This window comes from Rhizobium sp. BT04, assembly GCF_030053135.1.
GTDB classification, from domain to species: domain Bacteria; phylum Pseudomonadota; class Alphaproteobacteria; order Rhizobiales; family Rhizobiaceae; genus Rhizobium; species Rhizobium binxianense.
Genome location: NZ_CP125652.1, coordinates 2,701,665 through 2,723,221, shown reverse-complemented (window position 1 = coordinate 2,723,221; position 21,557 = coordinate 2,701,665). Strand labels below are relative to the sequence as shown.

General features: G+C 61.4%; 19 protein-coding genes. 14 read left to right on the top strand and 5 right to left on the bottom strand.

From position 1 onward, the window contains the following. The first annotated feature begins 2 nt into the window (after positions 1-2). From QMO82_RS21730 to QMO82_RS21705, 6 genes are all read left to right on the top strand, one after another. Positions 3-2,354, top strand: a complete 2,352-nt coding sequence (locus tag QMO82_RS21730) for a xanthine dehydrogenase family protein molybdopterin-binding subunit (protein ID WP_210305821.1) — start codon at positions 3-5, stop codon at positions 2,352-2,354. Between the two features lie 63 nt (positions 2,355-2,417). Beyond that, on the top strand, positions 2,418-3,755 hold the full coding sequence (locus tag QMO82_RS21725) for an aminotransferase (RefSeq protein ID WP_183608603.1): 1,338 nt from the start codon (positions 2,418-2,420) through the stop codon (positions 3,753-3,755). 656 nt (positions 3,756-4,411) lie between these two features. Beyond that, positions 4,412-5,641 carry a 23S rRNA (adenine(2503)-C(2))-methyltransferase RlmN gene (gene rlmN / locus QMO82_RS21720; protein WP_183608604.1) on the top strand — a complete coding sequence of 410 codons (1,230 nt, stop codon included), beginning with the start codon at positions 4,412-4,414 and terminating at the stop codon, positions 5,639-5,641. A 93-nt stretch (positions 5,642-5,734) separates the two neighbouring features. Continuing rightward, a complete protein-coding gene (locus QMO82_RS21715; protein ID WP_183608605.1) occupies positions 5,735-6,688 on the top strand; it encodes an ABC transporter substrate-binding protein in 954 nt (317 codons plus the stop codon). Between the two features lie 123 nt (positions 6,689-6,811). Next, entirely contained in the window at positions 6,812-7,690 is an 879-nt protein-coding gene (locus QMO82_RS21710) for an ABC transporter permease (protein ID WP_183608606.1), read from the top strand. After that, positions 7,687-8,481 carry an ABC transporter ATP-binding protein gene (locus QMO82_RS21705; RefSeq protein ID WP_183608607.1) on the top strand — a complete coding sequence of 265 codons (795 nt, stop codon included), beginning with the start codon at positions 7,687-7,689 and terminating at the stop codon, positions 8,479-8,481. The genes QMO82_RS21710 and QMO82_RS21705 overlap by 4 nt, the downstream gene beginning before the upstream one ends. Positions 8,482-8,529: 48 nt before the next feature. Here QMO82_RS21705 and QMO82_RS21700 read toward each other — a convergent pair whose 3' ends face one another. Both QMO82_RS21700 and QMO82_RS21695 read right to left on the bottom strand, forming a co-directional pair. Further along, complete coding sequence (locus QMO82_RS21700; RefSeq protein WP_183608608.1) at positions 8,530-9,171, bottom strand: LysE family translocator; 642 nt, start codon at positions 9,169-9,171, stop codon at positions 8,530-8,532. Between the two features lie 84 nt (positions 9,172-9,255). After that, complete coding sequence (locus QMO82_RS21695) at positions 9,256-10,107, bottom strand: SDR family NAD(P)-dependent oxidoreductase (protein WP_183608609.1); 852 nt, start codon at positions 10,105-10,107, stop codon at positions 9,256-9,258. 84 nt (positions 10,108-10,191) lie between these two features. Between QMO82_RS21695 and QMO82_RS21690 the strand changes: the two genes are divergently transcribed. The 3 genes from QMO82_RS21690 (at position 10,192) to QMO82_RS21680 (ending at position 12,050) form a co-directional block, all read left to right on the top strand. Continuing rightward, a complete protein-coding gene (locus QMO82_RS21690; protein ID WP_183608610.1) occupies positions 10,192-10,437 on the top strand; it encodes a type II toxin-antitoxin system ParD family antitoxin in 246 nt (81 codons plus the stop codon). A gap of 91 nt (positions 10,438-10,528) precedes the next feature. Beyond that, complete coding sequence (locus QMO82_RS21685) at positions 10,529-10,720, top strand: type II toxin-antitoxin system RelE/ParE family toxin (protein WP_183608741.1); 192 nt, start codon at positions 10,529-10,531, stop codon at positions 10,718-10,720. A 106-nt stretch (positions 10,721-10,826) separates the two neighbouring features. Beyond that, positions 10,827-12,050: an argininosuccinate synthase gene (locus QMO82_RS21680; protein ID WP_183608611.1), complete on the top strand. Its 1,224-nt coding sequence runs from the start codon at positions 10,827-10,829 to the stop codon at positions 12,048-12,050. A 55-nt stretch (positions 12,051-12,105) separates the two neighbouring features. Here the strand turns inward: QMO82_RS21680 and QMO82_RS21675 are convergent, their stop codons facing one another. Both QMO82_RS21675 and QMO82_RS21670 read right to left on the bottom strand, forming a co-directional pair. Beyond that, positions 12,106-13,332, bottom strand: a complete 1,227-nt coding sequence (locus QMO82_RS21675; protein ID WP_183608612.1) for an adenylosuccinate synthetase — start codon at positions 13,330-13,332, stop codon at positions 12,106-12,108. A 61-nt stretch (positions 13,333-13,393) separates the two neighbouring features. Continuing rightward, complete coding sequence (locus tag QMO82_RS21670) at positions 13,394-14,296, bottom strand: hypothetical protein (protein WP_097617973.1); 903 nt, start codon at positions 14,294-14,296, stop codon at positions 13,394-13,396. Positions 14,297-14,467: 171 nt separating this feature from the next. Between QMO82_RS21670 and QMO82_RS21665 the strand changes: the two genes are divergently transcribed. Continuing rightward, positions 14,468-15,136 carry an NUDIX hydrolase gene (locus tag QMO82_RS21665; protein WP_183608613.1) on the top strand — a complete coding sequence of 223 codons (669 nt, stop codon included), beginning with the start codon at positions 14,468-14,470 and terminating at the stop codon, positions 15,134-15,136. Between the two features lie 138 nt (positions 15,137-15,274). Then, complete coding sequence (locus QMO82_RS21660; RefSeq protein ID WP_024320406.1) at positions 15,275-15,916, top strand: LysE family translocator; 642 nt, start codon at positions 15,275-15,277, stop codon at positions 15,914-15,916. Positions 15,917-15,942: 26 nt separating this feature from the next. Here QMO82_RS21660 and QMO82_RS21655 read toward each other — a convergent pair whose 3' ends face one another. Beyond that, positions 15,943-16,374: a hypothetical protein gene (locus QMO82_RS21655; protein WP_183608614.1), complete on the bottom strand. Its 432-nt coding sequence runs from the start codon at positions 16,372-16,374 to the stop codon at positions 15,943-15,945. A 228-nt stretch (positions 16,375-16,602) separates the two neighbouring features. Here QMO82_RS21655 and QMO82_RS21650 point away from each other — a divergent pair, with 228 nt between their 5' ends. The 3 genes from QMO82_RS21650 to QMO82_RS21640 all read left to right on the top strand — a co-directional run bounded on the left by QMO82_RS21650 (position 16,603) and on the right by QMO82_RS21640 (position 21,436). Beyond that, positions 16,603-18,690 (top strand): M3 family metallopeptidase, encoded by a 2,088-nt coding sequence (locus tag QMO82_RS21650; RefSeq protein WP_183608615.1) that lies wholly within the window; start codon positions 16,603-16,605, stop codon positions 18,688-18,690. Between the two features lie 157 nt (positions 18,691-18,847). Next, positions 18,848-20,668: a translational GTPase TypA gene (typA, locus tag QMO82_RS21645; RefSeq protein ID WP_125846072.1), complete on the top strand. Its 1,821-nt coding sequence runs from the start codon at positions 18,848-18,850 to the stop codon at positions 20,666-20,668. A 261-nt stretch (positions 20,669-20,929) separates the two neighbouring features. Beyond that, on the top strand, positions 20,930-21,436 hold the full coding sequence (locus QMO82_RS21640) for a GNAT family N-acetyltransferase (RefSeq protein ID WP_097617979.1): 507 nt from the start codon (positions 20,930-20,932) through the stop codon (positions 21,434-21,436). The last annotated feature ends 121 nt before the right edge of the window (positions 21,437-21,557 follow it).

The following is a 21,557-nucleotide window of genomic DNA, read 5'->3' as shown; positions in this document are numbered from 1 at the left end:
ATATGGCAATTCCTCCCATGGGCGCGGTGATGAATCTCGCTCGGCGTGATGCCCGCGACAAATTGAGCGGCCGGACGCGCTACACGATCGACCAAGCCGGGCCGGGCACCCTGCAGGCGGCCATTCTGCGGTCGGAAATCGCTTCGGCGCGGATCCTGCGCGTCGATGTCTCGAAGGCGAGGACCATGCCCGGCGTGCGGGCAGTGGTCACCGCCGAGGACGCCCCTGGAAAGCACGGCATCGGCGTCATCGACCACCCGCTGTTTGCCCGCGACGTCATCCGCTATTTCGGCGAGCCAATCGCCGCTGTCGCTGCCGATACGCTCGACCAGGCCCGGGCGGCGGCGGCGGCCATCGAGGTGGAGATCGAGCCGCTCGCACCGATCTTGACCATAGCCGACGCGCTGGCCCCCGATGCGCCCCTGGTGCATGCCGATTGGAAAAGCTACGAAGTGCAGCTGGATGGCGTGGCGCGAGCGGGTAATGTCGCCTGGGAAGCCAAGGTCGTCCGCGGCGATACCGACGCCGCCTTTGCGCGGCCCGATGTCACCATCGTCGAGAGCTGTTACACCGTCGGTCGCCAAAGCCATGTGCCGTTCGAACCGCGTGCCGCGATCGCCACCTTCGAGGACGGCCGGTTTCACATCATCGCTTCGACGCAGGTGCCGTGGACGGTGCGCAAGGTGACGGCCGAAGTTCTCGGCATTCCCTCATCGCAGGTGCGCGTGACGGTGCCTCCCGTCGGCGGCGCTTTCGGTCTCAAATTCGATTGCACGATCGAGCCCATGGCGGCGCTCTTGGCGAAGAAGACAGGCCGTCGCGTCGCCGTGATCAATTCCCGCTATGAGGAAACAATCACCTGCCTCTGCCGTGAGAATGCGGACATCCGCATCCGGTCCGCCGTGACCAAGGACGGCGAGATTATCGGGCGCGAAGCGACTGTGCTGATGGATTGCGGAGCCTATGGCGGTGAGCAGATCTTCCTGACGACGATGACCGCGCACACGCTGGGCGGCAACTACAAGCTCGGCTCGGTGCGCCTCAACAGCCGCGTGGTCTACACCAACACCGCACCCAACGGCGCCTTCCGAGCTTGCAACGGCGTCTACAACACCTTCGCGCTCGAACGGCACACTGATGAGATTGCCGTGGCGATTGGAATGGACCCGCTCGAATTCCGGCGGCGCAACGTGCTCGGTGATCAGGACATCGGCGCCACCGGCCAGGTGTTCGAAGGTGAGGTCCTGCGTCCGATGTTGGAGCGCATGGAGGCCTTGAAGGCGAGCCTGCCCTCGAAAGCGCCGCTTGCCGCCGGCAAGCTTTACGGCCGTGCGACGACGGTCGGCACATGGTTCATCTTCGTCGGCCCGTCTTCGGCCACCGTCAATCTCAATGCCGATGGCAGCGCGACGCTCGTCACATCAGGCGTCGAGATCGGCTCCGGCACGATGGTGCAGTCGCTGCCGCAGATCGTTGCGGCCGAACTCGGCATCCGTCCGGAAGAGGTGGTGGTCAAGGCGGCGGACACGGATGCGGCCGGGTTGGATCTCGGCGTTGGCGGTGGCCGGACGACAGTCTCGATCGGCGCGGCGAGCCTCAAGGCCTGCGAGGAAATCCGCAACAAGATCCTGCCGGTCGCCAGCGAAATGCTGCAGACCCCCACAGACCAGCTGACGCTCGCCAATGGCCGCGTGGAAATCGCCGGCCGCAAGGGGGCGGGAATGACGATCGCCAAGGTCGTCGAGCGCGTTCAGCAAGTTTCCGGACCAGTCTCGGGAACCGGCGCCTTCACCAAGCCCGGTGTCCAGGCAATGGCGGGCTGCGCCATGGCGCATTTCATCGACGCGATCGACATTCCGGTATTCGCTGTTCACGATTGTGAGGTGGCAGTAGATTCACAGACTGGGCACGTCGAGATACTCTCCTATCAGGTGGTGCAGGATGTCGGCAGGGCGCTCAATCCACGTGCGATCCACGGCCAGATCCAGGGCGGGGTAGTACAGGGGCTCGGCTATGCGCTGCACGAGGAAGTGACCATCGACGAGCAGGGACGCATCGCCCAGTCCGGTTTTGAAACCTACCGGCTGCCGTTGGCCCAGGACGTCGTGCCCGTGACGATCGATCTTTACGAGGGCGCGCCGTCGATTGGCCCGCTCGGTACAAAAGGTGCCGGCGAAGTGCCGATCCTCAATGTCGGCGCCACGGTTGCCTGCGCTGTGGCGAATGCCACCGGCAGGAGCGTGTGCAGGCTGCCGCTCACGCCACCGCGCGTGCTCGAGTTGATAACCGGAGTCAATCCGCCGCTCGATCTGGCCCATATCAGCAGCAGGTGGCCGGAAAATACCATCTGGTAAAGCCGTTTCCGCTCGTGCCCTGCCAACGCTCGAAACTGCTAAGAATGGCCTGGGAGGCCGGTCATGAACGATCAAATCGCTCGCATATCCGACATAGACGTGGCGCACCATCTCCACTCCTATACCGACGCACGCCGCCATGAGAACGAAGGGCCGCTGCAGATCTCCCGGGCGGAGGGTATCTACGTCTTCGATCCAGAAGGTAGGCGTTATATCGAAGGCATGGCCGGCCTATGGAGCGTTGCTGTCGGCTTCAGCGAAGCGCGACTTTTGCGTGCTGCTGCCGAACAGATGGCCGTATTGCCCTATTATCATACCTTCACGGGACGGACGAATGCCGCGGTGGCGAAACTAGCCGAAAAGCTGATCAGCATAGCGCCGGTGCCGATGTCCAAGGTTCTTTTCACCAACTCCGGCTCTGAGGCCAACGATACGGCCATCAAGCTTGTCTGGTACCGCGCCAATGCGCTCGGCATGCCGAAAAAAAAGAAGGTCATATCACGGCTGAAGGCCTATCATGGGGTGACCGCGCTGAGCGCAAGCCTCACCGGCCTCCCCAATAACCATCTCTCGTTCGACCTCCCTTTTGATTGTATACTGCACACGTTGACCCCGCATTACCGGGCGGGCTCGAACGAAACCGAAGAAGCTTTCGTCCAGCGATGTGCTGCCGAACTTGAGGCTTTGATCTTGCGCGAAGGCCCCGAAACGATCGGCGCTTTCATCGGCGAGCCGGTGATGGGGGCGGGCGGGGTCATCGTGCCGCCGACCGGTTATTGGAAAGCGATGCAGGATGTGCTGGCCCGCCACGATATTCTCCTTATTGCGGATGAAGTGATCTGTGGCTTCGGCCGCACGGGCAGCATGTTCGGTTGCGAGACCTACGACATCAGACCCGATATCATGACCGTGTCAAAGCAGTTGTCGTCCTCCTATCAGCCGATCGCCGCTGTACTCGTCAACGACAGGGTCTATCAGCCTATTGCGGATGAAAGCCATCGGATCGGCGTGTTCGGGCATGGATACACCGCCAGCGGTCATCCCGTCGCAGCCGCCGTAGCGCTGGAAAACTTGCGGATCATTGAGGCGGATCGTCTTGTGGAAAATGTACAGGCGCTTGCCCCGTTGTTTGGCGCGTGCCTCGATGAACTTGCCACACGGCCGGGCGTGTTCGAATCCAGGAGCGTCGGGCTAATCGGCGCATTGGAGTTCGAGCCGCGCGACGGACAGGCACAAGGCGTAATCGGAACGCAGTTCAGCCGAGCCCTGCTGGAAAGCGGTCTTATTTGCCGGAGTATCGGCGATGCCATAGCGCTTTGTCCGCCCATGATAATAACCGAAGATCAGATTAAGGTTATCTTCGATACATTTGCTCAATGCCTTGATACATTCGGTCAATAAACCGCGCGCGGGTTCCAGTCGTTAGGCGGCGGCCATCACGCCACGCTTAACAGCGCCTTGTAAAATTCAAGTTCTTCATACGTTCACGTCTACCGTATGAATTTGAACCGTTCTAGTTCCGGCCCCCACTCACCGACGCCTGCGCGAATAGTGTCCCATCTCGTGTTGTGCGACGCGACGAGCGAGTTCCCATGCTTTCATAATTAGCAGATAGTTAGCCAATTTATCGAAGTTGCCACCGGTTCGAATATGTTCAAGAGCGACAATCAAATTCCTGAATTTCGAGCGAAAGCAACATCTCTTCCGGCGGTCGCAACGACAAACACAGTGTGGCTCGCGCCGCGAACGACTACCCAATCGGATGTCTAGCTAACGCTCTCCGCGATCCTTCAGACTCGCCTGCCCGTTTTAGGTCCTTGGTTTCCGCATGTCGTTTACGCAAAACCGCTGCACACTTTTGCGCGACATGCTTTGTAGTGACGCGCGAGCAAAATGATGCTAAAGGCCGCGCAAACAGCGGACAGATCGCGATGTCAGTCGCCGTCCGCCATCAATTTCTGCCAATGTGCCGTCATGCGCCCGCAAGTCTTCCGGATCAGACCCTGAAGTCCGCGGCTTGCGAAACGGTTACGTGTTCGAATTCAGGATGAAAGACTATGTCCGTGATGGATGCGATCGTCGTCAACAAGCCCCAGGCCGCGCGCCTCTCTTCCGGTGTCGAGAAGCCGTCGCTGATCGGGCTGTCGCGCGAGGAGATGGCGGCAGCACTCCGGGAAAGGGGCGTGGCCGAGAAGCAGATCAAGATGCGCGTCGCGCAGCTCTGGAACTGGATCTATGTGCGCGGCGTCTCCGATTTCGACCATATGACCAATGTCGCCAAGGACATGCGGGAGATGCTCAAGCAGCATTTCACCATCGAGCGTCCCGAGATCGTCGAGGAGCAGGTCTCCAATGACGGCACGCGCAAATGGCTGCTGCGTTTTCCCGCCCGCGGCGCAGGCCGCCCGGTCGAGATCGAAGCCGTCTATATTCCGGAAGAGGGCCGCGGCACGCTCTGCATCTCAAGCCAGGTCGGCTGCACGCTGACCTGTTCCTTCTGTCATACCGGGACACAGCGGCTGGTGCGCAACCTGACGGCCGAGGAAATTCTGTCGCAGCTGCTGCTTGCCCGCGACCGGCTCGGCGACTTCCCGGATCGCGAAGCGCCGCAGGGAACGATCATGCCTGCCGAAGGCCGTAAGGTCAGCAACATCGTCATGATGGGCATGGGTGAGCCGCTGTATAATTTCGATGCCGTCAAGCAGGCATTGCTGATCGCCACCGATGGCGACGGCCTGTCGCTGTCCCGGCGCCGCGTGACGCTTTCCACCTCGGGCGTCGTGCCGGAGATCTTCCGCACCGGCGAGGAGATCGGCGTCATGCTGGCGATTTCGCTGCATGCCGTGCGCGACGACCTGCGCGACATTCTAGTGCCGATCAACAAGAAGTATCCGCTGAAGGAATTGATCGATGCCTGCCGGGCCTATCCCGGCCTTTCCAACGCCCGGCGCATCACCTTCGAATATGTGATGCTGAAGGACGTCAACGACAGTCTCGAAGACGCCAAGGGGCTGATAAAGCTGTTGAAGGGCGTGCCGGCGAAGATCAACCTCATTCCGTTCAATCCCTGGCCGGGCACCAATTATCAGTGTTCCGATTGGGAGCAGATCGAGAAATTCGCCGATTTCATCAATTCGGCAGGGTATGCCTCGCCGATCCGCACACCGCGCGGCCGCGATATTCTTGCCGCCTGCGGCCAGCTGAAATCGGAATCCGAACGCATGCGCAAAACCGAGCGTCTGGCCTTCGAGGCGATGATGATTGCCAATCACGGCGCCGACGACTGATCAGCAAGTTTGATCCTCGCTACAACTCTCCTGCATTGATTTAAGCATGCGCTTTTCCTAATAGTGCCGCCAAAATCATTCAGGAGGACACCCATGCGCCCGATTCTGCTCGCTCTTGCCGCCACTTTGGCCCTTTCCCTGCCCGCAAAGGCTGACAATGTGACGGTTGCCGTGACGGCGATCGTCGAGCACCCGGCGCTGGATGCAGCCCGCAAAGGCGTTCTCGATGCGCTGACGGCTGCCGGCTACAAGGAAGGCGAGAACCTGAAATTCGTGTTCGAGTCGGCGCAGGGCAATCCGGCCACCGCTGCCCAGATCGCCCGCCAGTTCGCCGGCGACGAGCCCAATGTCATCGTGCCGATCTCCACGCCCTCGGCCCAGGCGGTCGTTTCCTCGACGCGTGACATTCCGGTCGTCTTCACCGCCGTCTCCGATCCGCTCGGCGCCCAGCTCGTCAAGAACATGGACAAGCCCGGCGGCAACGTCACCGGCCTTTCCGACATGTCGCCGGTGGCCGAGCATCTGGCGCTGATCAAGGAAATCGTGCCGAACGCGAAAACCATCGGTTATCTCTACAATTCCGGCGAAGCGAATTCCGTTTCGCTGCTCACTGTCTTGAAGGCCGAGGCCGAAAAGGCCGGACTGACGGTTGTGGAATCGGCCGCCACCAAGTCGGCCGAGGTCCAGGGCGCAGCACGCGCTCTCGTCGGACGCGCCGATGTGATCTACGTCCCGACCGACAACACGATCATCTCGGCGCTCGAAGGTGCTGTCGCGGTTGCCGAAGAGAGCAAGCTGCCGCTCTTCACCGCCGATACGGATTCGGTTTCGCGCGGTTCGATCGCCGCCCTCGGCTTCAACTATTACGATGTCGGCAAGCAGACCGGCGACATCGTCGTGCGGGTGCTGAAGGGCGAAAACCCCGGCGACATCGCGGTCAAGACCGCCGCCGGTAGCGACCTCGTCGTCAACAAGGCCGCAGCTCAGAACATGGGCGTCACCCTGCCGCAGAGCGTGCTTTCGCGCGCCAACAAAGTCATCGAATAATCGGCCATAATTTCATCGGCTTATCCGCATTCAGCCGCCCCCGTTTGCACGGGGGCGGCTCCCTGTATTAAAAGGCTCCGGTTTCGCGACGGGCGGAACGGACACAAAAAGGGGCTGAAAGCCTTGAGCCAAATCGCATTCTGGGGAGCCGTCGAGCTCGGCCTGGTTTATTCCTTCGTCGCTCTCGGCGTTTATCTCGCTTTCCGCGTTCTCGACTTTCCCGACTTGACGGTGGACGGTTCCTTTCCGCTCGGTGCGGCGGTGACCGCCGTGCTGATCATATCAGGCGTCAATGCCTGGCTCGCGGCGCTGATCGCGATGGCGGCCGGTGCCGGCGCCGGCATGGTGACGGCGCTGCTCAACGTGCGCTTCAAGATCCTCAATCTGCTCGCCTCGATCCTGACGATGATTGCGCTGTTTTCCGTCAATCTCAGGGTGATGGGTAAACCCAATGTCGCCCTTATCAATGCCGATACGATGATCAGCCCGTTCTTCGGCCATGGCCTGCGTGATTTCTACGTGCGGCCGCTCTTCGTCGGCGTGCTCGTGATCGTCGCGCTCATCCTGGTCTGGCGCTTCCTGGAAAGTGATGCCGGGCTTGCCATGCGGGCGACCGGCGCCAATGCAAGGATGGCCCGCGCCCAGGGCGTCGATACCAACCGGCAGATCTATCTCGGCATGGCGATCTCCAATGCGCTGGTCGCCTTCGGTGGTGCGCTGTTTGCTCAGACGAACGGCTTTGCCGACGTCACCTCAGGCGTCGGCACGATCGTCGTCGGGCTTGCCGCCGTCATCATCGGCGAGACGTTGCTCGGGCGGCGCGGTCTGCTGATTGCGTTGATCGGCTGCGTGCTCGGCTCGATCCTCTATCGCATCGCGATCCAACTGGCGCTTTCGAGCGATGTCATCGGCTTGCAGGCATCCGACCTCAATTTCGTGACGGCGGTGCTGGTGACCGTGGCGCTCATCCTTCCCCGTCTTCGCGGAGGTGCCGCATCGTGATCAGCGTCAAGGACATCAAGGTTGTCTTCGGGCGCGGCACGCCGCTGCAGAAGCAGGCGCTGAACGGCGTCAGCCTGACCATCGAGCAAGGCTCCTTCGTCACCGTCATCGGCTCCAACGGCGCCGGCAAATCGACATTGCTCGGCGTGCTCGCCGGCGACGTCATTCCGAGCGAAGGGCAAGTGCTGATCGGCAAGCACGAGGTCACACGCAAATCGACGGCGGCGCGCGCCGGCCTGGTGGCGCGTGTCTTCCAGGATCCGCTGACGGGAAGCTGCGGCGCCTTGTCGATCGAGGAAAATCTCGCTCTGGCGGCCCGGCGTGGAGAGAAGCGCGGACTTGTATCGGCGCTCGGCAGCAAGCGGCGCGACTATTTCAAGGAACGGATCGCCGAGCTCAATCTCGGTCTGGAGAACCGCCTGAAAGACCGCATGGATCTGCTCTCCGGCGGGCAGCGGCAGGCCGTTTCTCTCGTCATGGCGACGCTGGCGGGCTCGGAAGTGCTGTTGCTCGACGAACATACGGCAGCACTCGATCCTGGGATGGCTGAGTTCGTGATGAACCTGACGCAGAAGACCGTTGCCGAGCGCAAGCTGACGACGATGATGGTGACGCACTCGATGCGGCAGGCGCTGGATTACGGCCACCGCACGATTATGCTGCATGGCGGCGAGATCGTTCTCGATGTGGCGGGTGACAACAGAAAGAACCTGCAGGTCGAGGACCTGATCGCCATGTTCCGCAAGATGCGCGGCCAGACGCTCGATGACGATGCGTTGCTGATCGGCTAGCTAACGCCGACAGCGTGCGGATCGCTTCGCGACCGCGGGATCGGCTGATTATCTGGCCTGGGTGAGCAGGATCTTGGCAGCGAAGATCGAGAAGACGCCGGCGAAGGTATAGTCCATGCCGCGCAGCACCTTCCTGTTGTTCTGCAGCCAGGAGGCCAGCCAGTCGGCGGCAAAGACCACGCCGGCATTGACCGGCATACCGATCAGGATGAAGCAAAGCCCAAGGAAAAGCAGCTTCTGCGTGACGGCGGGATCGCCGGCGCTGACGAATTGCGGCAGGAAGGTCATGAAGAAGATGATGACCTTGGGGTTCAGAAGATTGACCCAGAAACCCGACGAGATGTTCGAAAGTGCGGTGCCCTTCTGCTCTTCGACCTTGGCGACGGTGAGCTTGGAGCCGAAGCGGATCGCCTGTAGCGCCAGCCAGAACAGATAGGCAGCACCGCCGGTCTTCAGGATCAGGAAGGCGGTCGGTGAGGCGGTGATCAGCGCCGAAATGCCGAAAGCGACCAGCATGGTGTGGACGACGATGCCGAGGCTGGTGCCGACGACGACGAAAAGGGCCGCTTTCCTGCCCTGGGCCAGCGAACGGCTGATCGACAGCGTCATGTCTGGACCCGGGGTCGCCGCCAGCAACAGCGTCGCGGCGGCAAAGGCCAAAAGGGTCGGCAGGCTGGGCAGGAAATCCATGACACACTCTGAAAGCCGGGAAGATCGAAGGATTTCTTACCCGGCTTTCAGAAAATTACCAATCAAACCTTCTAATAGCGCCGATCACTTCTGTTCCAGGTAGGCCTTGAACTTCTCCGCATAGTCCTTGTGCCAGCGTGACAGCGGCGGACGGTTCTCGATGATATCGCCGGCGGCCCAGGCCATGCGGCGTTCGTCGACCGGGCGCGCCACGTCATTGTCGGGGCAGAGAATATAGAAATCGCCGCGTTCTAGGCTCTCGACCATGAAATCGACCGTCTGCTCCGGCGTCCAGGCGGCGGCCGGTTTTTCCGAGCGGTCGCCCTTGGTGAGGCCGGTGAAGACGAAGCCGGGAATGAGAAGATGGGCGGAAATCTTCCCGCCCTCGATGTTGCGAAGTTCATGCTCCAGCGCTTCGGTGAAGACTTTCACGCCTGATTTGGAGATGTTGTAGGCGGGGTTGCCGGGCGGCGTGGTGATGCCCTGCTTGGAGCCGGTGTTGATGATCAGGCCGGGCTCGCCATGCGACAGCATTTTCGGACCGAAGGTGCGGGTGCCGTTGATCACGCCCATCAGGTTGACGGCGAAGATATGGTCCCAGTTCGCCTGCGGGCTGAAGATCGAGGTTTCCGGGCCGATGCCGGCATTGTTCATCAGCACGTGCACACGGCCGAAACGCTGGAGCACGGTGCGTTCGAGCGCTTCCAGGGATTCCTTGACTGCGACGTCGGTCTCGACCGCCATCACATTTTCCTCGCCGGCAATGGCCTTGAGTTCGTCGGCGGCATGGGCCAGCCGATCGCCGCCGAGATCGGCGATCGCCACGCTCATGCCGCGTCCGGCGAAATATTTCGCCGCGGCAAGGCCGATGCCGGAGGCGCCGCCGGTGATGACGGCAACATTGGACTTCTTGAAAATGTCTTGAATATTGGTCACGGGCAGCCTCTCCTCGAGCATTGTTCGGACGCTGGCGAATATGGTAGTTTCGATGTGCAAGTCAAACCTGCGAGGTACCCGCGCGTGGCCAAGGTCGTGTCCATCAGAATCGATGATCACATGGAAGAATTTATCGGCAATCAGCTCGATCAGGGAACTTATGGCTCTGCAGACGAGGTGATCGACGCCGGTTTGAGGCTTTTGCAGCGCGAGGCGGAGCTTGCAGCAATCGAGGCAGCCATTATCGACGGTGAGAAATCCGGCAAGCCACGGCCTTTTGATTTTGATGCTTTTATCGAGGGAAAGCGAGCGCGCCGCAGCCGCCAATGAAAACGCTTGTTCTCTCGCCAGCCGCTGCCGACGATATCGACAGGATTTATGACTATACCGAAGAGGGGGGCAGGATCAAGCGGAGGACTATATCCTTGCACTCCGGGATGACTGCGGGGCGCTTGCAGCACAGACAAAGCGTGGCCGCAAAATCATTGGATTGAGGAGCGGCTACACCGCTCTGGCGTTTCGCTCGCATTTCATCATTTACGCTGAGACCGAAGAAGCGTTGATAGTTATTCGCATCCTGCATCGGCGCATGAATATCGCGGCCCATCTCTAAACTGGGCTTGTGGTGTCCGGCTTGCCCTTGCGTCACGCGCCAATCTCGCTAAAAGTGCCGCGATACCGGGTTTTCGCCGGCCTTTTATGCAACGGACCTCATCATCATGGCATCATACAAAGACGTGAAGAAAGTCGTTCTCGCCTATTCCGGCGGTCTCGACACCTCGATCATCCTGAAGTGGCTGCAGACGGAACTCGGCGCCGAAGTCGTCACCTTCACCGCCGATCTCGGCCAGGGCGAAGAGCTGGAGCCGGCGCGCAAGAAGGCCGAGATGCTCGGCATCAAGGAGATCTATATCGAGGATGTGCGCGAGGAATTCGTGCGCGATTTCGTCTTCCCGATGTTCCGCGCCAATGCCGTCTACGAAGGCGTCTACCTGCTCGGCACGTCGATCGCCCGGCCGCTGATTTCCAAGCATCTGATCGATATCGCCCGCAAGACGGGCGCGGATGCGATCGCCCACGGTGCGACCGGCAAGGGCAACGACCAGGTCCGCTTCGAACTCTCCGCCTATGCGCTGAACCCCGACATCAAGATCATCGCGCCGTGGCGCGACTGGGCGTTCAAGAGCCGCACCGACCTGCTTGCCTTTGCCGAGCAGCATCAGATCCCGGTTGCCAAGGACAAGAAGGGCGAGGCGCCGTTCTCCGTCGACGCCAACCTTCTGCATTCCTCTTCCGAGGGCAAGGTTCTCGAGGACCCCGCTCAGGAGGCGCCGGAATATGTGCATATGCGCACGATCTCGCCTGAGGCTGCGCCCGACAAGGCGACGGTGATCAAGGTCGGCTTCCGCAAGGGCGATGCGGTCTCGATCAACGGTGTCGAGATGTCGCCGGCGACGCTGCTCGCGACACTTAACAATTACGGCCGCGACAACGGCATCGGCCGTCTCGATCTGGTCGAGAACCGCTTTGTCGGCATGAAGTCGCGTGGCGTCTACGAAACACCCGGCGGCACGATCCTGCTCTCGGCGCACCGCGCCATCGAATCGATCACGCTCGACCGCGGTGCTGCCCATCTCAAGGACGAGATCATGCCGCGTTACGCCGAGCTGATCTATTACGGCTTCTGGTTCTCGCCGGAGCGCGAGATGCTGCAGGCGCTGATCGACAAGAGCCAGGAGCATGTCGAAGGCGAAGTGACGCTGAAGCTCTACAAGGGCAATGTCATGGTCATCGGCCGCGAGAGCGAAAAGTCGCTCTATTCCGACAAGCTCGTCACCTTCGAGGACGACCAGGGCGCCTACGACCAGAAGGATGCGGCCGGCTTCATCAAGCTCAATGCGCTGCGCCTGCGCACGCTCGGCAAACGCAACCTCGCGAAGTAATCACGCTGCGCCTTCGAATTCGACAGGAGCCCGCCGGCATGCCGCGCGGGCTCTTTTATTGCGCCGCGATTCGCGCGGCATCGACATCCACACACAGCCTGACATTGCCGCGGCGCGGTCCCCAGCTTTCGGCGGAGAGCGGCAGGCCGACAAGCTCCGATATGCGCGCTGCCGCTATGGCAGGATCAAGCCGCATTGCCTCTCCGCGATCCGTCACGGCAAAGCCATCGTCGGCCTGATCGAGGCAGGTCACCGCCAGCCCGGCGCTGACCGTGATACCGCCGCGCTCCAACGCCAGATCGGGGGCAATGGCGTCGCGCAACACGCCGAGATCGAGCGGGGCGAGCCTGAGGCTACCCTGCCACTCGTTTGGCGCGTTGGTGGGATCAACGACTTTGATGCCGGGCAGGGCGGAAATTTCCCCTTTGAGGGGGCCCGCGCCGTGCCGGGTGGTATAGCAGCGCGTCGCATATGTTGCGTTGAGCTCGGTGATGCCGGCCTCGGCTGATATAGCGAGCATGTTTGAGAGCCCGGTATTCGAGCGGGTGACATGGGGAAAGCCGCCGCCATCCTGATCGAGCAGCAAACCTTGGGCGGCCTCGAAGATCACAGCGCCGCGCTCGCACAGCCGTCGGTCGGGCCAGAGCGTGACGCGGTCGAGATAGGCGGCGCAATCGGCCTCGAAGCGGGCGATGGTGGTTTCGTCAGCCAGTGCGGCGGCAAGTTCCGCGGGCAAGGCGGTGATGCCGAGCGCGGCAAGCCGGACCGGCACCCAGGCGTCGCGGATGGAGACCAGGCGGTCGTGCAGATCGGGGCGGAACAGATCTTTCGTCGACAGGGCGAATTCCGGGCGCAGATTGCGCTCGACGGTCTCGCCGAAGCCGAGGCCGCAACTGCCGTGACGGGCGGCGCCGCGCGCCAGCTCCAGGGCCTGATTGATGATGATGTCGAACGGCGTCGTCACCGAGGCGCGCGGATCGCTGCTGATGTCGGGCTTGACATCAAGCGCATCGAGGGCCGCCAATTCGTCGAGCAGCAACATCGGATGGGCGACGAAGAAGCGGCTGAAATGGCTGGCGGCCCCGGCAAAGCTGCCGGAGCCGATATGGTGAAAGACATGGCGGGCGCCGGCCTCACCAACCACCGTGTGGCCGGCTTGCGCACCGCCGTTGCTGCGAACCACCACGGCCGCCGGTGTCGCCGCGGCAAGGCGATCGACCATCAGTCCCTTGCCTTCGTCGCCGTAAAGCGCGCCGATCACGGCCTGTGCTTGGGTACTCATTATTCCGCTCCTCAAAAAGGGCGCCCGAAGCGATCGCGCCGGGGCTCTTGGAATATCTGATTTAGAAGAAAGGCAGCAGACGCCGCTTCGGGCGTTCGCCGATGGCTTTAGCGACGACTGCGGCTGCCGCACCGGGCCAGCTGGCGGCCACGTCGCCGGGGTCGCGACCCTCGGTGATCTCGATGATCGACACCACCAACTCGGCAATACGCCTGTAATCATCGAGCACGAAGGTGCGGCCGGGCAGCAGCTGCTGCCAGCTCGCGAGCACCCGGTCGAGCCTGGTGGCCGCATAGCCTTCGCGGATGACGATGTGGAAGACTTCGTAGGATCTCTGCGCCATCGCGAGGCATTCCCGGGCGCTCAGACCGCGTGGCGCTTCGATGCCGAAGATGCGGGCGATCTGATGGGCGGCCAGGCCATTGTGCACCGGCTCGTCGCCGATGGTGAAGAGATAGCCCTTGCGGCCGCGTCTTTCGAAGGCATCGGTCGAGGTCTTGAGAGCCGCCAAAAGATGGGCGGCGCTGTAGCTCTCGCCGTCATTGCCGCCGCCATTGCCTTCCAGCCACAAGGCGCGGATCTGGCTGGCAAGCGAGATATCGGCCTCGAACTGGGTGGCCTGCAGAGGTGCGGCATCGGTAAACGCATCTCCGACCGCCGCCACCATGATGTGCGGATCGGATACCGGGCGGCGGTCGTAGATCTCCGATGTCAGGGTGATGAGCCCGCCGCGCATCAGCTCGTGGGCGATCATGCCCATCGAGCCGGTCACATCAGAAGCCAGAATGATCGGGGTCGATTGCGGATTGTAGGCGCTGTCGCGGCTCTCGCGGGTGGCAAAACGCGCCGGGTCGAATTGCGGATCGATGCCGGTGGCGCCAAAGACTTCGGACCGGCTGCGGCCATCCACATGGCGTGCATTGTAGGCGGCCCAGTCGGCCGTGCTGAAACGTCCCATACCCATGGCGTCACTCCTTTTGCTTTTGCCCTGGCGATTCGGCGTGGGCGTCACCCGCTGCCGTTCGATGTCCATGATATAAACTTGCAAAGTGCATTTTGCAAGTTGCTATTTGCAAATTGTTATTTTTATGGTTGGCCGCTATGAGAGCCGGAACATGCAAGCGGGGAGATGCTGATGGCAGAGGCTGAATTCGCACGGCCGATCGTGACGCTCGACATCGTCCTGCTGACGCTGCACGAGGGGCGGTTGTGCGCGGCGCTGCTGCCGCGGTCCGCCGAGCCGTTTGCCGGCGTTCCGGCGCTGATCGGCGGCTATGTGCATACGGACGAGGACGTCGATGCGGAGGCAGCCGTGCGGCGCATCCTCAAGGTCAAGGCCGGGCTCGAGGGCATATTCTTCGAGCAGCTCGGGACCTTCGCTTCGGCGCGGCGCGACCCCCGCGACTGGTCGGTGTCGATCGCCTATTTTGCCCTGGTCCCACGGGGAGCGCTGACGGGCGGCGCCGGCCCCCTCGAATTACGGCCGGTCGAGGCGGTTGGCGAATTGCCCTTCGACCACAATGCGATCGTCACCGCCGCCCTGGAACGGCTGCGCGGCAAGGGCGCATATTCGACCATTCCGGCGAGGCTGCTTCCGGAGATCTTCACCATGTCGGAACTGCAGGCAATTTATGAAACGGTGATGGGCGAACGGCTGGACCAGAGCGCTTTTCGCCGCAAGATCAACGATCTCGATCTGCTTGAAACGGTCGAGGGCGAAAAACGGCAGACCGAGCGGGCGCGGCGACCGACGACGCTCTATCGGCTGAAGACGCCATTGGCCCTGTTCGACAGGAGAATCTGAGCGAAATATTCGCTTCGCCCGGAAGCTGGCACTGGCGGCATCTCCCTTTTCGCCGCGGTAGACGGCCTTGACGGATACCAATCTTGACGGATGGCTGGGATCGCTTACTCTGCCGTCATCATCCTCCGGAGCATTTCCATGACGCAGTCTTTGCTCTTCGGCGCCTTTCTGGCGGCGCTCTTTTACGTGCTCATTCCGGGACCCGCCTTCCTGCAGCTGCTCGGCATCGGCGCCGGGCAGGGCCGCAAGGCCGGCGCCTTCTTCATGATGGGGCATCTGGTCGGGGATCTCATCTGGTCGTCGCTGGCGCTGATCGCGATCGTCGGCGCAAAGACGATCGGAACCTTCGTCTTCGACCTGCTCGGCCTTGCCTGCGGTTTCTACCTCGCCTGGATCGGCTGGAGCGCCGTCAATGCCAAGCCGAAAGCGGAGGGGCAGGCGCTTGTTGTAGTCGAGCGGCCGTTTCGCCGCGGTCTGATCTTCGGCGTCACCAATCCGAAGGGTTATCCGGTGGCGCTCGCCACCTTCACCGCACTCGTTGCAGGCTCGGCCGGCGCGCTCGATTTCGAGGCGTTGCCGGTGCTGCTCGGCGTGTCGTTCGTCGGTTTCGTGACGGCCGACATCATCCTGATCGGTATCATTGGTGCCGGTACGGTGCGGCGCTTCTATCGCGCCCATGAGCGGCTGATCGTGCGCTGCTCCGGCGTGCTTTTCATGGGATTTGCCGCCCAGGCGCTCTGGCACGCAACGCCCGGCCTGCTCGGTTGGCGCAAGGCCTGATCTAGACTTTCGGCATCATGCTCCGATCAGCCATCGAGGAAATTGACGATCGATTTCAGCGTCTGGACCTCGTCAGCATCGCCGATCGACATGGCGACCTGCAGCTGGTTCTTGTAATAGTCGAGGAAATTGAAGCTGGTGCCGTCGGTGACGCTGGAGAGATCGATGACGTTGCCGAGCGGATCGATCGCATGCATCGGCAGCGGCTCGGAGATCGCGGCGTAGGTGTTCTGATCGATCAGGCCGCTGTCGAAACTCTGGCGCGCGTAATTGCGCAGTTCTCCAGGGCTGACCGCGGTGAAATCCGGCCCTTCGTCAACATTGTCTTCGATCTGGAACGAGGCCGGGGCCGGAGCTTTGGTCTCGATTGCAATATCAGAGGTCTTCGAATTTTTTGCGTTATTAGGATTGTTTTTAAACAGCAAACTCTGAGAAGACCGCACAGAAAAAATTTCCATGGCGCATGTCCCCTTACAAGAAGAACATCGGAAAACTAGCGCCTGCGCGTGATTCGCGTCAATCGTTAACGATTGGTTAATTTTCACGTATCAATTGTTGTCCACCAGATTTGGCAGGCGCCCGCCAAATTCGGCGGGCGAGGCAAAAGGTCCTTGTCGGCAACATACCAATTCTACGGCAGCCCGCCTATATTGACGATCCATCTGCATGCCAAAAGGAATTCTCCGATGCCCTCTCCACATGATTTCAATCCGGCGCTGGTGACCTGGGACGGTCTTCACGGCCTGCCGCGTTTCGATGCGGTTGATGACGGTGATTTTGCCGCCGCCTTCGAAGCCGCGCTTGCCGCGCATGAGAAGGAGATCGACGAAATTGCCGGAAACGGCGATGCGCCGACTTTCGAGAATACGGTCGTGGCGCTGGAGATTGCCGGCGATGCGCTGTCGCGTGTCTCGGCGCTGTTCTGGAACAAGGCCGGCGCGCATACCAATGATGTGATCCAGGCGCTGGAGCGGGAGATCTCGCCGAAGATGTCGCGTCACTATTCGAAGATCGGGATGAATGCAGCGCTTTTTGCCCGCATCGACACGCTCTGGGAGAATCGCGAGAGCCTTGGCCTGACGCTCGAACAGACACGCGTGCTGGAACGCCACTGGAAAGGCTTCGTCAAGTCGGGCGCCAAGCTCGAAAAGGCCGAGCAGGAAAAACTCGCCGCGATCGATGAAAAGCTTGCCGGCCTCGGGACGCAGTTCGGCCAGAACGTCCTGGCCGACGAAAAGGCCTGGGCACTGGTACTTTCGGACAGCGCCGAGCTCGAGGGCCTGCCGGAATTCCTTCGTGACGCGATGGCGGCGGCAGCGCGCGAGCGTGGCGAAGAGGGCAAATATGCGGTGACGTTGTCACGCTCGATCATCGAGCCGTTCCTCACCTTCTCGGAGCGTCGCGATCTGCGCGAGCAGGCTTTCAAGGCGTGGGTGGCGCGCGGCGAAAATGACGGCGAGACGGACAACCGCGCGGTCATCAGGGAAATGCTGGCGCTGCGTCATCAGGTGGCGACGCTGCTCGGCTACGGCAATTTCGCCGAGCTGAAGCTCGACAACACGATGGCGAAGACGGCGGATGCGGTGAACGGCCTGCTCAAGGCCGTCTGGGCGCGGGCGGTGAAGCGCGCCGGCGAGGAGGAGACCGATATCGCCGCGTTGATCGCCGAAGAGGGCCGGAACCACGAGGTGATGCCCTGGGACTGGCGCCACTATGGCGAAAAGATCCGGGCGCGGAAGTTCGATTTCTCCGAGGCCGAGCTCAAGCCTTATCTGCAGCTCGAGAAGATCATCGAGGCTTGCTTCGACGTGGCCGGCCGGCTGTTCGGCATCCGCGCCGTCGAAAAGAAGGACGTGGCCGCCTATCATCCGGATGTCAGGGTGTTTGAAATCAGGGACCGCGAGGACCGGCTGGTTGCCCTGTTCCTCGGCGATTATTTCGCCCGCGGCTCGAAACGTTCCGGCGCCTGGATGAGCTCGTTGCAATCGCAGCACAAGCTGGAACTCAAGAACGGCCGCCACGGCGAGCTGCCGATCATCTACAATGTCTGCAACTTCGCCAAGCCGGCGGAAGGCAAGCCGGCGCTGCTGTCGCTCGACGACGCGCGCACGCTGTTCCACGAATTCGGCCACGCGCTGCACGGCATGCTGTCGAACGTCACCTATCCCTCGGTCTCCGGCACCGGCGTTTCGCGCGATTTCGTCGAGCTGCCGTCGCAGCTCTACGAGCACTGGCTGACGGTGCCCGCTATTCTGAAGCGCTACGCCGTTCATGTCGAAACCGGCGAGCCGATGCCGCAGGCTCTGCTCGACAAGGTGCTGGCCGCCCGCACCTTCAATGCCGGCTTCAACACCGTCGAGTTCACCTCGTCGGCGCTTGTCGATATGGCGTTTCACACGAGAACGACCGTCGAGGACCCGATGGCGGTGCAGGCGGAGGTGCTGGCCGAGATCGGCATGCCGAAGTCGATCGTCATGCGCCATGCGACGCCGCACTTCCAGCACATCTTCTCCGGCGGTTATTCGGCCGGCTATTACTCCTATATGTGGTCGGAGGTGCTCGACGCCGACGCCTTTGCCGCCTTCGAGGAGACGGGCGACGCCTTCAACGGCGAGATGGCGCGCAAGCTCAAGGAAAACATCTATTCCGTCGGCGGCTCGGTCGATCCGGAGGACGCCTACAAGGCCTTCCGCGGCAAGCTTCCGAGCCCCGATGCGATGCTTCTGAAAAAGGGACTTTCGACCTTCGAGGAATTGACAGGCAGCGACGCCTAAGACAATTTGATGACACGCTACGATGCGGCGGGGCGAAAGCCCTGCCGCAGCTTTTGCGCGTTTCCCCCTTTCGCAAGCGCAAAAAAAACTGTATGGACGCCCCAAACTAATAGGCGCGTCCTCAAGAGCGTGCGCCCCAGCCTCAGAGATTTCACAAATGGCACTTCGCAATATCGCGATCATCGCGCACGTTGACCATGGCAAGACGACCCTGGTGGATGAGCTTCTCAAGCAGTCCGGCTCGTTCCGCGAAAATCAGCGCGTCGCTGAACGCGTGATGGACTCGAATGATCTCGAAAAAGAACGCGGCATCACCATTCTCGCCAAGGCGACTTCGGTCGAATGGAAGGGTGTTCGCATCAACATCGTCGACACCCCCGGCCACGCCGACTTCGGCGGTGAAGTCGAGCGCATTCTCTCGATGGTGGACGGCGCGATCGTTCTCGTCGATGCCTCGGAAGGCCCGATGCCGCAGACCAAGTTCGTCGTCGGCAAGGCACTGAAGGTCGGCCTTCGCCCGATCGTCGCGATCAACAAGATCGACCGTCCCGACGGCCGCCACGAAGAAGTCATCAACGAAGTCTTCGACCTCTTTGCAAACCTCGACGCGACCGACGAGCAGCTCGACTTTCCGATCCTCTACGGTTCGGGCCGCGACGGCTGGATGAACGTCAATCCGGAAGGCCCGAAGGATCAGGGTCTTGCACCGCTTCTCGACCTGGTGCTCAAGCATGTTCCGGAGCCGACCGTCGAAGAAGGCCCGTTCCGCATGATCGGCACGATCCTCGAAGCCAACCCCTTCCTCGGCCGTATCATCACCGGCCGCATCGCATCGGGCTCGATTAAGCCGAACCAGGCCGTCAAGGTACTCGGCCAGGACGGCAAGCTGATCGAAACCGGCCGAATTTCCAAGATCCTCGCCTTCCGCGGCATCGAGCGCACGGCGATCGAAGAAGCACATGCGGGCGACATCGTCGCGATCGCCGGCCTCTCCAAGGGGACCGTCGCCGATACCTTCTGCGATCCGGCCGTCTCGGAAGCCATGAAGGCGCAGCCGATCGATCCGCCGACGGTCACCATGTCCTTCATCGTCAACGACAGCCCGCTGGCGGGCACCGAGGGCGACAAGGTCACGAGCCGCGTCATCCGCGACCGTCTCTTCAAGGAAGCAGAAGGCAACGTTGCCCTGAAGATCGAAGAAGCCGAAGGCAAGGATTCGTTCTACGTGTCCGGCCGCGGCGAACTTCAGCTCGCCGTTCTCATCGAAACCATGCGTCGCGAAGGCTTCGAGCTTGCCGTGTCGCGTCCGCGCGTGGTGATGCACAAGGATGAAAGCGGTCAGCTTCTGGAGCCGATCGAAGAAGTCGTCGTCGACGTCGACGAAGAACATTCTGGTGTCGTCGTGCAGAAGATGTCGGAGCGCAAGGCCGAAATGGTCGAGTTGCGGCCGTCGGGCGGCAACCGCCTTCGCCTGCGTTTCTACGCACCGACCCGTGGCCTGATCGGCTACCAGTCGGAACTGCTGACGGATACGCGCGGCACGGCGATCATGAACCGCCTGTTCCACGACTACCAGCCCTACAAGGGTGTGATCGGTGGCCGCGTCAACGGCGTGCTGCTCGCCAACGCGGCCGGCGAAGCCGTCGCCTATGCCATGTTCAACCTGGAAGATCGCGGCCCGATGATCATCGAGCCGGGCGAAAAGGTCTATGCCGGCATGATCATCGGCATCCATTCGCGCGACAATGACCTTGAAGTCAACGTCCTGAAGGGCAAACAGCTCACCAACATCCGCGCCGCCGGCAAGGACGAAGCGGTGAAGCTGACCCCGCCGATCCGCATGACGCTCGATCGCGCGCTCTCCTGGATCCAGGACGACGAGCTGATGGAAGTGACGCCGAAGAACATTCGCCTGCGCAAGATGTATCTCGACGCCAACGACCGCAAGCGTTTCGAAAAGTCCAAAGCGGCTCTCTGAGCGCTTCATGCTGGGCAGCCCGGACGTGCAGCCGGGGTATAGCGACATGCGTAAGGACAAAATGCTTTAGAGACAGCGTTTTAAAACCCCGGCCTTCGAGCCGGGGTTTTTTATTGTGCGCCGCGCTGATTCCGTCTTGTGACAATCGTTAAAAAAGCGTTAAATTTTATCTGTCGTCCACATATCAAGTCTGTGGGCAATCGATCACGATGCGCCGGCCGCATATGGTTAATTGCCTTTGGCAGGGCCAGAGTAAACGTTATGAAGACGTTGTCGATCGATGTCCGGCGGGCCGAACCGCACGATGCCCGCGCCATATCGGAAACCCACAGGCTCGCCTGGCAGCATACCTATGCGGGCATCATTCCGCATCGGGCGCTGACGCAGATGATCGAGCGGCGCGGCGAAAACTGGTGGCGCAAGGCGACCCGCGGGCCGGCAACGCTGCTGGTTCTCGATGTCGCCGGAACGGTCGCCGGCTACGCGACACTGGGCCTCAACCGCGCCCGCGCTCTGCCGCAGGAAGGCGAGATTTACGAGCTTTACCTTCGCCCTGAATATCAGGGCATCGGCCTTGGCCGAATGCTGTTCGGGGAGGCGCGCCGGCTCTTGAAGTCGCTCGGCTGCAAGGGGCTGGTCGTCTGGTGCCTCGAGGAAAACGAGACCGCCGGCCGCTTCTACCGCAATCATGGCGGTGTCGATTTCTGCGAAGGCATGGAAAGTTTCGACCACAAGCAGTTGAAGAAGATCGGCTTCATCTGGAGCTGATCGGGCCGGTTGGCGCTCGCTATCTCCTACAGCAGGTCGCATCAAACTTGATACATTTGACGTGCTTTAGGTCTTGTTTTTACGCATGTCGGTGTCGCAAAACCGCGGCACTCTTCTGCGC

Coding starts and splice junctions, on each gene's coding strand:
- QMO82_RS21715 (WP_183608605.1), top strand. CDS start 5,735: ATGCGCCCGATTCTGCTCGCTCTTGCCGCCACTTTGGCCCTTTCCCTG.
- QMO82_RS21665 (WP_183608613.1), top strand. CDS start 14,468: ATGGCAGAGGCTGAATTCGCACGGCCGATCGTGACGCTCGACATCGTC.
- QMO82_RS21650 (WP_183608615.1), top strand. CDS start 16,603: ATGCCCTCTCCACATGATTTCAATCCGGCGCTGGTGACCTGGGACGGT.
- typA (WP_125846072.1), top strand. CDS start 18,848: ATGGCACTTCGCAATATCGCGATCATCGCGCACGTTGACCATGGCAAG.
- QMO82_RS21660 (WP_024320406.1), top strand. CDS start 15,275: ATGACGCAGTCTTTGCTCTTCGGCGCCTTTCTGGCGGCGCTCTTTTAC.
- QMO82_RS21700 (WP_183608608.1), bottom strand. CDS start 9,171: ATGGATTTCCTGCCCAGCCTGCCGACCCTTTTGGCCTTTGCCGCCGCG.
- rlmN (WP_183608604.1), top strand. CDS start 4,412: ATGTCCGTGATGGATGCGATCGTCGTCAACAAGCCCCAGGCCGCGCGC.
- QMO82_RS21640 (WP_097617979.1), top strand. CDS start 20,930: ATGAAGACGTTGTCGATCGATGTCCGGCGGGCCGAACCGCACGATGCC.
- QMO82_RS21655 (WP_183608614.1), bottom strand. CDS start 16,374: ATGGAAATTTTTTCTGTGCGGTCTTCTCAGAGTTTGCTGTTTAAAAAC.
- QMO82_RS21725 (WP_183608603.1), top strand. CDS start 2,418: ATGAACGATCAAATCGCTCGCATATCCGACATAGACGTGGCGCACCAT.
- QMO82_RS21680 (WP_183608611.1), top strand. CDS start 10,827: ATGGCATCATACAAAGACGTGAAGAAAGTCGTTCTCGCCTATTCCGGC.
- QMO82_RS21675 (WP_183608612.1), bottom strand. CDS start 13,332: ATGAGTACCCAAGCACAGGCCGTGATCGGCGCGCTTTACGGCGACGAA.
- QMO82_RS21670 (WP_097617973.1), bottom strand. CDS start 14,296: ATGGGTATGGGACGTTTCAGCACGGCCGACTGGGCCGCCTACAATGCA.
- QMO82_RS21730 (WP_210305821.1), top strand. CDS start 3: ATGGCAATTCCTCCCATGGGCGCGGTGATGAATCTCGCTCGGCGTGAT.